We start from the raw sequence: 11,942 nt of genomic DNA, 5'->3' as shown, positions 1-11,942 counted from the left end.
GGGGACGGCTCGGCCGGATCAGCGGGTTTCTGGGGAGCCGCGGCAACCTTGCGAACCGGGCTGGCGCGGGGCTTCTGGGTTCGGGCGACGGGGGTTCGGGCTGCCGGAGTTCGGGGTGAAGCGGTGCGCGCCGAGGTTGCGCGGTCGGGCGTCGTCTTGGCCGGACGCGCCGGAGTGGCTGCGTCGTTCGACGGGGCCGAATCGGACGCGGGCACAGTTGTGGTCGGCTCGTTGGGCTCGGAGTTGGGAGGCACGTGAGTCACCTCGCCAACCCTACCAACGACCCTCCGACAAGACTGGATGGCGGGCGCGAATCCCGCCGAAAACGCGCTCGATCCGGCCCGTTCACCGGGGCCGATTCCACGCGGCGGCACCCGAAAGGGGCACTTCGGGTAGACTGACACTTTCATGTTGGTGTGTCTGAACGGAAAAGACGAGGTGAACCACAGGCAAACTGGCTCGACATTTTTCGAACCGGGCGCAGGTAGCCCGACACTGTTAAGGAGACAAATATGGCCACCCAGGTAGTCATTTTGGCAGCGGGAATGGGCAGCAGACTGGGTCGTTCACTGCCCAAGCCGCTCACGGAACTCAGCGACGGCCGGTCGATCATGCGTCAGCAGTTCGACAACATCGAGCACGCATTCGGATCCCTGGCCCGCGTCACCATCGTCGTCGGTTACAAGCTCGAGCACATCATCGAGGCGTTCCCCCAGGCATCCTTCGTCTACAACGAGGAATATGACCAGACCAACACGTCCAAGAGCCTCCTGCGCGCCCTGCAGGCCTCCGGCGCGGGCGGGGTGCTCTGGATGAACGGCGACGTCGTCTTCGATCCCGCCGTCCTCGATCGGGCGCACGCCATGGTCGAACGCGACCAGTCTTTCGTGACGGTCAACACCTCACAGGTGTCCGAAGAAGAGGTCAAGTACACGACCGACGACGAGGGATACATCAGGGAACTCTCCAAGACCGTGACCGGTGGACTCGGAGAGGCCGTTGGCATCAACTTCATCTCCAGTGCGCACAAGGCGATCCTGGTGCGCCATCTCGCCAGGGTGAACGACCAGGACTACTTCGAGCGCGGCATCGAACTCGCGATCGAGAAGAACGGCCTGCTGATCGAACCCCTCGACATCTCCGACTTCTACGCTGTCGAGGTCGATTTCGCCGAAGACCTCGAGCGCGCGAACCTGTTCGTCTGATTCGCATTCACCCTGATTTTGTGAACATCTAGAGTGGAGTCTGTGAGTAGCTACGCAGAAGTGCGCCCTGAACAGCTCACCGCTCTCTCCCGCTACCGCCACTCACTGTGGCTCCTGACCCAGCGCGACCTGCGGGTCCGCTACTCCACCTCGTTCCTCGGCTATTTCTGGTCGATCCTCGACCCGCTCGTGATGGCCGGGATCTACTGGTTCGTGTTCACCCAGGTGTTCCACCGGGGCGTCGGGCACGAGCCGTACATCATCTTCCTGCTCAGCGCGCTGCTGCCCTGGATGTGGTTCAACGGAACCGTCTCCGATTGCACTCGCGCGTTCCTGCGCGAGGCGAAGCTGATCCGGTCGACCCGGATCCCCCGCACCATCTGGGTGAACCGGCTCGTGCTCTCCAAGGGCATCGAATTCCTCGCCTCGATCCCGGTGCTCGTGCTGTTCGCCGTGTTCGCCGGCGCCCGGCCGAGCGTCGAAATCGTGTTCTTCCCGCTCGCCATCGTGATCCAGGCGATCCTCACGGCGGGGGTCGGCCTCATCGTCGCGCCGCTCGTCGTGTTCTTCCGCGATCTGGAACGCGCCGTCAAACTCATCCTGCGCTTCCTGTTCTACGCATCCCCGATCATCTACAGCACCCAGGACCTGCCGCACCAGCTGCACTTCTGGGCGGCGTTCAATCCCCTCAGCGGCATCTTCAGCCTCTACCGGGCGGCCTTCTTCCCCGGCAACCTCGACTGGTTCACCGTCGGCGTCAGCGCGGCCATGTCCGTCGCCTTCCTCGGACTCGGGCTGCTGGTCTTCACGCGCACCGAGCGCGCGGTCCTGAAGGAGCTGTGATGACGGGAACAGTCCGGACGCCGGGATCGGCCGTGACCGGGGCGCCTGTGATCGCCCTGGCCGGGGTCGGCATCCGTTTTCGCCGTAACCGACGCGGCAGGCGCAGCTTCAAGGACCTGTTCGCGAGCGGGGCCCGGCGCACCAGACCCGGCGAATTCTGGGCCTTGCGCGCCGTATCCTTCACGGTGCAGCGCGGAGAGGCCATCGGCGTTGTCGGTCGCAACGGCCAGGGAAAGTCGACCCTGCTCAAGCTCGTGACCGGGGTCGTCCTGCCCGATGAGGGCACTGTGCGGGTGACGGAGGGCGTCGCACCACTGATCGAGATCACCGGCGGTTTCGTCGATGACCTCACCGTGCGCGACAACGTCTATCTCACGGCGGGCCTGCACGGCATGACGAAGAAACAGATCGGCGAGCGTTTTGACGAGATTCTCGACTTCGCCGAGATCGGAGACTTCGTCGACACCCCGTACAAGCACCTCTCGAGCGGTATGAAGGTGCGCATCGCCTTCGCGGTCATCTCCCGGCTCGAGGAGCCGATCATCCTCGTCGATGAGGTGCTCGCCGTCGGCGACAAGGCCTTCCGGGAGAAGTGCTATCGCCGGATCGAGGAATTGCTCGCCGGCGGCCGCACCCTGTTCTTCGTCTCGCACAACGAACGCGACCTGCGTCGCTTCTGCGCCAGGGGCCTCTACCTCGACAAGGGCGCGCTCGTCCTCGACGGTCCACTCGACGAGGTCCTCGCCCGGTACGACGCCGATTACGGCGTGCGGCCCGCCTGAGCCGGCTCAAGGATCGACGATGGCGAGGCTGTCGCGATCGGGCGGCAGCTGTTCCTTGGTCAGGCCGGTGAGGAGGTCCCCGACCTCGAGGCTCAGCACGTCCGCGAGCCGGATCAGGGTGTGGAAGGTCGGATTCCCAGTGCCGCGGTCGATCCTGGCGTAATTGGACACGTTGAGTCCGGCCCGGTGCGCGACAGACTCCTGGTTGAGCTCGAGTTCCGTTCGGCGCTGCCGCAGGCGCAGTCCCAGCAGGCGGCTCGCTTCTGACTTCGGCTCCGGCATCCTCCATCTATAGGCTTGAAGTGGGAAAACCGCCAGTGGCCGGGGAAAAGATGTGAATACCTTCCCCTGTCAGACCGGCAACGTAAACTCGACGGAAATCGGAAGGACGGCATCGACATGGCACGAAGAGTGAAACCCCTCGTCTCGACGACCGGGGGTCTGCCGCAGGGCGGCCAGCTTCCGACCGGCATCATCCGGGGATTCGACCGGGTCATGGCCATCCACCGCCCGGCTGTGCTCGCCCACATCCGCGGCATCCGCCGGCGCTCACCGGACTCGGACCCCGCACAGATCATCAGGATCCTCGAACGCCGCTACCTCGCCATGGTCACGACCGGCGGCGCGGCCGTCGGGGCGACGGCCGTCATTCCCGGCGTCGGCACCGGGGTGACCCTCGCACTGTCCGGCGTCGAGACCGCCGGGTTCCTCGAAGCGACAGCCTTGTTCGCCCAGTCGGTGAGCGAGGTGCACGGTATTGCCGTCGACGACCCGGAGCGCGCCCGCGCCCTCGTCATGACGATGATGCTCGGCAGGGAGGGCTCCGACCTCGTCCGCCAGCTTGCCGGCCAGTTCAGCGGAACGGGTGCGGTCCGAACGGCCTATTGGGGCGAACTCGTCACCGCGAGCATTCCGCGCGCCATCATGGGTCCGCTCACCGATCGCCTGAAGAGCTCGTTCATCCGCCAGTTCGCGACCCGCGGCTCCGCGAGTTTCGTCGGCAAGGCGCTCCCCTTCGGCGTCGGCGCCGTCGTCGGCGGCGCCGGCAACCATATTCTGGGCAAGCGGGTGCTGACCTCGTCCCGGCTCGCCTTCGGCCAGCCGCCTGCGGACTTCCGTCCCGAACTCGACCCGCGCATACGCGAGGCGATCGTGCGCGAGGGCGGCGGCCTCGAGGGAGTCGGCCGTGCCGGCGCGCTGCGGGTCGCCGCCGGCCACCGCATCACCCAGCTCGGGCAGCTCGGGCACGGCACCCTCACCGTGCTCCCCCGCATGGTCCCGCGGCTGCTGCGCCGTGGCCGACCGCTGGAGTCAGGGGTTCCAGGCACCGCAACGGCGGATCACCCGGATTCGGCTCACGCGGATTCGGATCACGCGGCCGCCGGGCAGGACGTGTCTCCCCGCGAACCGGCCTCCTCTCCGCGACCGTAGCAGGCCGCTCAGGGCCGAACGGCGTCGAACCGCTCCCACTCGTCCATCAGGTGCTGCACGGCCGCGTGGAAGCGAGCGGTGGCCGCACCGGGTGCCGCGTCGCCGAAGTAGCGTTCGACCCACACACCCAACCGGGCCTCGGCCTCCGGGTCGTGCGCGAGCGCATCCACCGTGCCCACGATCGAGGAGGCGGCGGACGCGTCGAGCCATTCGCACGCCGCGAGGTACCCGCCGGTGTCGATCTCGGCAGCGGGATCGGCGGGGCGGGTGACGAGAAGGGCCTTGCCTGCGGCGAGCCGGTCGTAGACCATGGCTGAGATGTCGACGATGGCAACGTCCGCCGCCGCGAGCTGCCAGCCGAGCTCCGCACCGGTGTCGTACATGTGGTGAGCGGCGGGATCGCGGGCGTTCGCCGCCTTGATCAGGGCGATGATCCTGCGGTTGGCTGCGCCGTATGCCTCGTCGGTGACCCCGCTGCGCGGGTGCGGCCGGTAGATCAGGCGATGCCGCGACGAGGCGAGGAGCGCAGTGGCGAGTGCGACGCCGTGGCTCGCGATCGAGCCGTATGCCGCGGTGGGCCGGTCTCCTTCCCAGGTCGGCGCGTAGAGCACGACCTGCCGGTCGTCGGGAACGTACGGAAGCACGCCGCTGTAGTGGTCCGCCTGCGGGCGGCCGATGGTGATCGCCCGCTTGTCGAAGTCGTAGTCCCAGAGCACCCGGTCGAGACGGGCGAGGGCGGCGTCACCGGCGACGAAGGCGTAGTCGTACGCCTTGATCTGGTTCGTGACCATGTACATCTTGTCGCTCTCGCCATGGTTGATGAACACGTGCCAGCACCGCGGGTAGCGCATCATCTGGAAGTTCCGGGCGTTCTGGTTGACGTAGAACACGATGCGGATGTCCTGTTCCGCGACGACCCGCTCGAGGTCGGCGACCTTGCGCACGTAGGTCACCGGCACCGGGCACTCCTCGGACATCGGCAGCGCCCCGGTCCCGGTGCGGCTCAACACGATGACGGGCCAGGTCTCGGCGAGCACGGCGAGCGGCCGGTACCACTGCCGCATCTGATACAGGTTGACGGCGCCGTCGGCGAAGTAGACCGCGATCTTGAAACGGCCGAGCGGAAGCGGACCGTCCCCGAGGAGCCGGCCGGCGAGCAGTTTCTGTGCCCGGCGCGACGCGGCGACATCCTTGACCAGCTTGACGGCCAGGCCGATGTCTTTTCGAATGGTCATCCCTCCAGAGTACCGAGCACCGGGTCAGACGATGGGGGGACGGCCGGCCAGGGACATCCGCCAGACCGTGCGGGCGCTGATCGGCCGCCGCTCCCCCGGGTTGCTGCGCCAGCCCTCCCGGAATCCGGCGAGCCAGGCCCGCAGTGCCGGCCGGTCGCTGCGGAATCGCAGCAGCTGGATCGCGAGCCAGGAACCGGCGTAGACCGGGACCAGCACGGCAGGCAGGTTGCGCCGGGCGAGCCAGACCCGGTTGCGCGCGTTCAGCCGGTAGTAGTCGGCGTGCCGGGTGGGCTGGATGACGGGATGATTTGCTTCGAGGTTTCCCGCGTACCAGGTGCGCAGCCCCTGGTCCCAGACCCGCCACGCCAGTTCGATGCCCTCGTGAGCGTAGAAGAACGGTTCGGCCCAGCCTCCGGTGGCCAGGAAGACCGCACGGGGCATCACCACGGCACCTTCCCAGACCGAGAAGACGGCGCCGGACTCTGTCGCGGCTCCCTTACGGATGCGCGGAATCCAGCGGGTCGGCGCCGCCGCGCCCGTGGGATCGGTCACCCGGGGTTGCAGCAGGCCGATCGACGGGTCCGCGCGGAGCTGCGCGACCGCGCGACTGAGGAACCGGGGGTCCGGGATGCTCGCGTCGTCGTCGAGGAAGAAGAGGTACTCGCCCGTCATAAGGGGGACGCCGCGATTGCGACCGGCGGGGATGCCCAGGTTCTCCGTCAGGGCCAGCGCCTGGACGGCACCCGGTAACCCGGTCGGTACCCAGCCGTTGCCCACGCAGACCACGTCGAGGACGACCTCCTGCTGGGCGAGCACCGAGCGGATGCCGCTGGCGAGGTCATCCGGCCGGGTGCCCTGGGTGAGCACGACGACACCGACCCTCGGCAGCACGGTGTCGCTCACCGCTCAGGACCGGACGCGGCGCGACGCCATGATTGCGACGAAATGGCCGAAAAGAGCGAGGATCGACAGGGGCACGAGAGCGATGAGCACGATCCGGTCCATGAGAGGCTCGCCGACGAAACGGCCGATCACCGCGGAGGCGAAGATCAGGATCGTGAGTTCGACGGAGTGGTACAGGCGGTGGAACGGCAGGAACCGGGCGAGCCTGCGCAGCTGGGCGATCCTGCCGGGAGTCGGGGTCTGCTCACCGCGCGTGTCGGCGAGTTTGGTGAGCCCCGCGTTCGCCCTGGCGACGTGCACCATGTCGTTGAGCGCCTTGTTGAGCACGATCACGAGGGCGAGCAGCAACGCGAGAGTCGTCCAGAGGAAATCCTCCGGCGATTCGAACGGGTAGGCCGCCGCGCGAATGCCGAACGCGATCGGAATGAGCGCCTCCGTCGAGTAGTGACCGACCTTGTCGAGGAAGACCCCGGCTGGCGACGATTCGCCTCGCCAGCGCGCGACTTCGCCGTCGCAGCAGTCGACGAGCATCTGCAGCTGCCCGAGGATCAGCGCGAGCAGGGCCCCCCAGACACCGGGGATGAGCAGCGCCGCAGCGGTCGACCAGCCGACGAGGATCATCAGCGCCGTGACACCGTTCGCGGTCACGCTCGTCTTCAGCAGCAGCCAGGTGAGATACGGCGACACGTCGCGCAGGTAGAGCGAGGCCGTCCAGTGCTCGGCGTTCGCCCGCAGGCGTACCTCGGGCGGCTGCGCGACGGCCCGCAACTCGGCGATCGACGTCGGCCGGGGCTGGCGCACCCGACCGGTGGAATGTGAGTGGGATGTCATAGGTGTCTCCCGGTCCGTGCCGCGATATTGCTGGTGAGTTTCAGGTATCCGAGCAGGAAGCCGAAACCCCAGCAGAAGTGGATACAGGGCAAGACTAGAAGGAACCAGGCGCCGGAGCGCCCGCCATCAGGGCGAGTCACGACCACGGTGGCCAGGAGGACGACGAGCAGGTATCCGACCGGGGCGATCCAGCCCAGCAGCAGCCACGGTACGACGACGCCGGCGAAGCCCAGGACCACTCCGTCGGTGACGAGGAGCACCATCACGGGAGGCACGAAATAGCGGATGCCGTTGTCTGCGGGGAAGCGCCGCGCGAGTTCCCCGCGCCACATTCCGGTGGACAGCATCTGGCGGGCGAGTCTGGACAGGCTCGGTCGCGGCCGGTAGACGACGCGCAGCCTCGGTGTGAACCAGACCGTGCCACCCTGCTCGCGGAGGCGCCGATTGAGCTCCCAGTCCTGGCCGCGCTTGATGGTCTCGTCGAAGAGCCCGGCACGCAGGAGGCTGTCGCGGCGGAAGCAGCCGAGGTAGACCGTCTCTGCGGCGCCCTCCGGCCCACCGACGTGGAGGGGCGTTCCGCCGAGGCCGATCCGGGTGCCGTAAGCCCGGGCGACGGCGCGCTGGAACGGAGCGGTGGCCCGCGCGTCCATGACTCCGCCGACGTTGTCCGCCCCGGTGCGCTCGAGGGTATCGACGGCGACGCGCGCATAGTCGCTCGGCAGCACCGAGTGGGCGTCGACCCGGATCACGACGGGGTAGGCGGATGCACGGATCGCGGCGTTGAGGCCGGCAGGGGTCGATCCGATCTCGTTGGGCACGACACGGATGCGCGGGTCGAGTTCGGCGAGTTCCGCGACGAGTTCCTCCGTGCCGTCGATGCTCGGTGCAAGGGCCAGCGTGACGTCGAACGGACCGGTGTAATCCTGGCCCAGGAGGCTCGTCACCGCGGCCGGGACGTGCAGCACATCGTTGAGCACGGGCATCACGTAGGAGACACCGATCAGGGGCGCTTCGCCGGTGTGTGCTGCCTGTTCGATCGGGTGTCCATTCCGTTGCGGACTGTCCAGACTACCAGCCCACCCCTTTGGGGGCCTCCTGACGGCTGGCGCACCGGAGCGGAAACACGACTGCGCCGCCGGTCGATGACCGGCGGCGCAGGGCGTGGAAGGAGGACGGGAGCTGCTAGCTGGACAGTTCCCCGACCGTGACGGTCACGGTGTACGACTTGCCGTCGCGGACGTAGACGAGGTCGGCGGTGGCGCCGGCGGCGAGTACCCGCACCTGGGCGGTGAGATCCTTCGCGTCGGTGATCGGCACTCCGTTGAACTTCGTGACGACGTCGCCCTTCTTCAGGCCCGCCTTCTCGGCTGCGCCACCGGAGCTGACCTCGCTGACGAGGGCGCCGACCGTGCTGCTCGTGTCACTCGTCGCGCTCGTGATGCTCGCACCGAGCAGCCCGTGGGTGGCCTTGCCGTTGGCGATGAGCTCGTCGGAGACGCGCTTGGCGAGGTTCGACGGGATCGAGAAGCCGACGCCGATGCTTCCGGCAGCCGTTCCCGATGAGGAGGACCCGCCCGCGTTGGCGATGGCGACGTTGATGCCGATCAGTTCACCCTTGGAGTTGAGCAGGGCGCCGCCGGAGTTGCCGGGGTTGATCGCGGCATCCGTCTGGATTACGGAGAGCGAAATGCTGCTCGTCGTGCTCGGAGTGGTCGACTGCGCGCTTCCGTCCTTGTTCGGGAGGTCGAAGTTCCAGAAGTACGGGTTGTCCGTGCTCGGGGCCGTGGTGTCCGGCGTGTCCGTGGTGGGCGCCGCCGATGAGGCGATCGAGATGCTCCGGTTGAGGGCGCTCACGATGCCGTCGGTGACGGTTCCGGAGAGGCCGAGCGGTGCGCCGATGGCGATCGTGGTGTCGCCGACGTTGAGCTTGCTCGAGTCTGCCCAGTTGATCGGGGTGAGGCCGCTCGCGTCGGTCAGTTTGACGACCGCGAGGTCGGAGATCGGGTCTGTGCCGACGATTGTCGCCTTGTAGACCTTCCCGTCACTGGCCGTGACTTCGAGGGTCGCGTCTGCGCTCGCGCCGTCGAGTGTCACGACGTGGGTGTTGGTCAGGACATAGCCATCGGAGGTGAGGACGACTCCGGAACCGGTGCCGCCGGAGGTTCCGCTGGTCGCGTTGATGGTGACGACGCTCGGCATGGCCTTCGCGGTGGCTGCCGTGATCTGGTTGACGCTCTCGGTGTTGTTGACGACGACGGTGCTCGACCCCTGGGCCTGACTGACGGGGGTGCCGTTGCCCTGGCCTCCGGAAAGGAGCGCCATCACGCCGGCGCCGGATGCGCCGCCGATGAGGGCGCCGATCGCGAGCGCCGCAACGAGGCTGAGTCCGGCACGGCGGCGGGCCGGGTCCTTCGGATGGGGGGCCGACGACGGGCCGGTCGGTCCGTTCGGGCCGCCACCCTGGGGAGCGTAGGAGAAGGGTGCAGCCGATGCTGCGAAGTGCGGCGGGACAGAGCCGTCGGCTCCGCCGAGGGGCCGTCCGAAGGCATCCGTCGCGTAGGGAAGCGTCGGCTGGGTGATCTGGTTCGACGCGTTCGCGACGGGCTGCTGGGGAGCCTGGGCGGCCTGGACGTCTGCGGGGGCGGACGCCTGCTGGGCGACGACGCCCTGCGGCTGCTCTGCAACCGGCTGCGCGGCCTGCGGGAAGCCGACGACCTCGGTCGTGTTGTCCGCGTTCGCGGAGGGGGCCGGGTACTCGGTGGTATCGGCGGGGACGGCGGCGTTGGCCGGCTGTCCGGACGCGGCGGCCTGGCCAGCGTCGGAGGGAACGTCGGCAGCGGGACGATCTCGATTAATGTCTGGGTCCTGAGGGTGTTCGGTCATGAGGTGCTCCTTCCAAGCGATGCCAGCTTCGCGCCCGAACCTGAACGAATCCTCCGCCCAAGCTGAGAGCATTCAATGACGAAGCCGTGATGTTGCTTGGGGTGGCAGCCCAGCGACCGGGGTCGGCCGGATCGGCGCAGCAATCCTCGCCTGCGAACCGGTCCCGTGAGCCACCGACACGGGGGATGTCGTAGTTTGGAGTCATGCACGGCTCCCCCGAGACAGTTCCGACCGCGGCCATTCCGGGCGCCTGGCGCCGGACGGCCCGTGGTGCCGGCCTGCTGGGCGCCGACGGCACGATCGCCGCCACCATCTTCGCCGAGATGAGCGCGCTCGCCGTCCGCACCGGCGCGATCAATCTCGGACAGGGGTTCCCGGATGAGGACGGACCCATCGAGGTTCTCGACGCCGCCAGACAGGCCATCACGGACGGGGTCAACCAGTACCCGCCTGGCCGCGGCTTCCCCGTGCTTCTCGACGCGATCGCCCGCCACCAGCAGCGTTTCTACGGCCTCAGTGTCGACCAGGAGACCGAGGTCCTCGTGACCGCGGGGGCGACAGAGGCGCTCGCTGCGACGATCCTCGCCCTGATCGAGCCCGGCGACGAAGTCGTGACGTTCGAACCGTTCTATGACGCGTACGGCGGCCTCATCGCACTCGGCGGCGGCATCCATCGCACCGTGCGCCTGCGCACGCCGGACTTCCAGCCGGATCTCGACGAGCTCAGTGCGGTGATCACCGATCGCACCCGGCTCATACTCGTGAACAACCCGCACAATCCGACCGGGACCGTGTTCTCCCGCGAGACGCTCGAGTTCATCGTGCGGCTCGCCGAACAGCACAACGCGATCATCGTCACCGACGAGGTCTACGAACACCTCACTTTCGGTGTGCAGCACCTGCCCGTCGCGACGCTTCCGGGGGCTTTCGAGCGCACCGTGACGATCTCCTCCGGCGGGAAGACCTTCAACACGACCGGATGGAAGATCGGCTGGCTGACAGCACCCGCCGCGCTCGTGACGGCGATCCTCGCGGTCAAGCAGTTCCTGACCTACGTGAACGGTGCGCCGTTCCAGCCGGCGATCGCGAGGGGGCTCGATCTCCCGGACTCGTACTTCACGGGTATCGCGGCCTCGCTGCAGGGCAAGCGTGACGTCCTCGAGCGCGGCCTGGTCGCCGCGGGCTTCGCCGTGTCGCGCCCGAGCGGTTCGTATTTCATCGTGGCGGATGCCGCGCCGCTCGGATACGAGGACGGCGCTGACTTCTGTCGCGACCTTCCCGCCCTCGCCGGCGTGGTCGCCGTGCCGATCGGTGCGTTCTGCAGTCCGGAACACCGGCCGCAGTATGCCTCGCTCGTGCGCTTCGCCTTCTGCAAGAAGGTGGACCTGTTGGAGCAGGCTGCCGCACGGCTCGCTGCCCTGCGCCCGGCCGCCCGGTAGCGCGAGGCCGCCCGAACCGATTCGACGGAGATGCCGGGTTTTCGTAACCTGGGCGGCCGCAAACCGGCCCAGAAACTCAAAAAGTCCGTCGAATCGGTTCGGGCGAGTGTTACTCCGCGGCGGCGGCGGCGAGCGCCGGGTAGTCCGTGTAGCCGGCGGCCGTGCTGCCGTAGAGGGTCTGCGGGTCGAGGGCATTGAGCGGGAGGTCGTCGCGCCAGCGGTGCACGAGGTCGGGGTTGGCGATGACGGCGCGTCCCACGACGACGGCGTCTGCGACGTCATCGGCCAGGATGGCCATGGCCTCGGCCCGGGTCGTGACGGTGCCGAAGCCGGTGTTGATCAGGAGCGGTCCGCCGAAGCGGGTGCGCAGTCCCTGGATCAGGTCGCCGG

Annotated in this window: 11 protein-coding genes and 2 pseudogenes; 5 read left to right on the top strand and 8 right to left on the bottom strand. The window is 68.0% G+C overall.

The window, feature by feature from the left end; genetic code table 11:
• Positions 1–254 (bottom strand): annotated as a pseudogene (locus QN357_RS14335) (hypothetical protein); the annotation flags it as partial.
• Positions 255–512: 258 nt separating this feature from the next.
• On the opposite strand from QN357_RS14335, the gene QN357_RS14330 reads away from it, so the two are divergent.
• Genes QN357_RS14330 through QN357_RS14320 form a run of 3 tightly spaced genes read left to right on the top strand, consistent with a single transcriptional unit; the run spans position 513 to position 2,830 of the window.
• Positions 513–1,205, top strand: a complete 693-nt coding sequence (locus QN357_RS14330; protein ID WP_134445821.1) for an NTP transferase domain-containing protein — start codon at positions 513–515, stop codon at positions 1,203–1,205.
• Positions 1,206–1,247: 42 nt separating this feature from the next.
• Positions 1,248–2,048, top strand: a complete 801-nt coding sequence (locus tag QN357_RS14325; protein ID WP_241975384.1) for an ABC transporter permease — start codon at positions 1,248–1,250, stop codon at positions 2,046–2,048.
• A complete protein-coding gene (locus QN357_RS14320; RefSeq protein WP_134445822.1) occupies positions 2,048–2,830 on the top strand; it encodes an ABC transporter ATP-binding protein in 783 nt (260 codons plus the stop codon). The genes QN357_RS14325 and QN357_RS14320 overlap by 1 nt, the downstream gene beginning before the upstream one ends.
• Before the next feature lie 6 nt (positions 2,831–2,836).
• On the opposite strand, the gene QN357_RS14315 is transcribed toward QN357_RS14320, so the two are convergent.
• Positions 2,837–3,112: a helix-turn-helix domain-containing protein gene (locus tag QN357_RS14315; protein WP_134445823.1), complete on the bottom strand. Its 276-nt coding sequence runs from the start codon at positions 3,110–3,112 to the stop codon at positions 2,837–2,839.
• A 117-nt stretch (positions 3,113–3,229) separates the two neighbouring features.
• Here QN357_RS14315 and QN357_RS14310 point away from each other — a divergent pair, with 117 nt between their 5' ends.
• A complete protein-coding gene (locus tag QN357_RS14310; protein ID WP_241987400.1) occupies positions 3,230–4,261 on the top strand; it encodes a hypothetical protein in 1,032 nt (343 codons plus the stop codon).
• A gap of 8 nt (positions 4,262–4,269) precedes the next feature.
• Here QN357_RS14310 and QN357_RS14305 read toward each other — a convergent pair whose 3' ends face one another.
• The 5 genes from QN357_RS14305 to QN357_RS14285 all read right to left on the bottom strand — a co-directional run bounded on the left by QN357_RS14305 (position 4,270) and on the right by QN357_RS14285 (position 10,113).
• Positions 4,270–5,496, bottom strand: coding sequence for a hypothetical protein (locus tag QN357_RS14305; RefSeq protein ID WP_134445824.1), 1,227 nt, complete (start codon positions 5,494–5,496; stop codon positions 4,270–4,272).
• 24 nt (positions 5,497–5,520) lie between these two features.
• Positions 5,521–6,399, bottom strand: coding sequence for a glycosyltransferase family 2 protein (locus QN357_RS14300; RefSeq protein WP_323505087.1), 879 nt, complete (start codon positions 6,397–6,399; stop codon positions 5,521–5,523).
• A gap of 3 nt (positions 6,400–6,402) precedes the next feature.
• Positions 6,403–7,230 carry a CDP-alcohol phosphatidyltransferase family protein gene (locus tag QN357_RS14295; RefSeq protein ID WP_134445826.1) on the bottom strand — a complete coding sequence of 276 codons (828 nt, stop codon included), beginning with the start codon at positions 7,228–7,230 and terminating at the stop codon, positions 6,403–6,405.
• A complete protein-coding gene (locus tag QN357_RS14290; protein WP_323505089.1) occupies positions 7,227–8,213 on the bottom strand; it encodes a glycosyltransferase family 2 protein in 987 nt (328 codons plus the stop codon). Before QN357_RS14290 ends, QN357_RS14295 begins: the two co-directional genes overlap by 4 nt.
• A 199-nt stretch (positions 8,214–8,412) precedes the next feature.
• Positions 8,413–10,113 (bottom strand): S1C family serine protease, encoded by a 1,701-nt coding sequence (locus tag QN357_RS14285; RefSeq protein ID WP_134445828.1) that lies wholly within the window; start codon positions 10,111–10,113, stop codon positions 8,413–8,415.
• Between the two features lie 203 nt (positions 10,114–10,316).
• On the opposite strand from QN357_RS14285, the gene QN357_RS14280 reads away from it, so the two are divergent.
• A complete protein-coding gene (locus QN357_RS14280) occupies positions 10,317–11,552 on the top strand; it encodes an aminotransferase class I/II-fold pyridoxal phosphate-dependent enzyme (RefSeq protein ID WP_134445829.1) in 1,236 nt (411 codons plus the stop codon).
• Between the two features lie 109 nt (positions 11,553–11,661).
• On the opposite strand, the pseudogene QN357_RS14275 reads toward QN357_RS14280, so the two are convergent.
• Positions 11,662–11,942, bottom strand: a pseudogene (locus tag QN357_RS14275) (alkene reductase); the annotation flags it as partial.

Source organism: Cryobacterium sp. RTC2.1 (assembly GCF_035018685.1).
GTDB lineage: Bacteria > Actinomycetota > Actinomycetes > Actinomycetales > Microbacteriaceae > Cryobacterium > Cryobacterium glucosi.
Note: the sequence above shows the minus strand (reverse complement) of the source record. Positions and strands in the feature narration are given on the sequence as shown.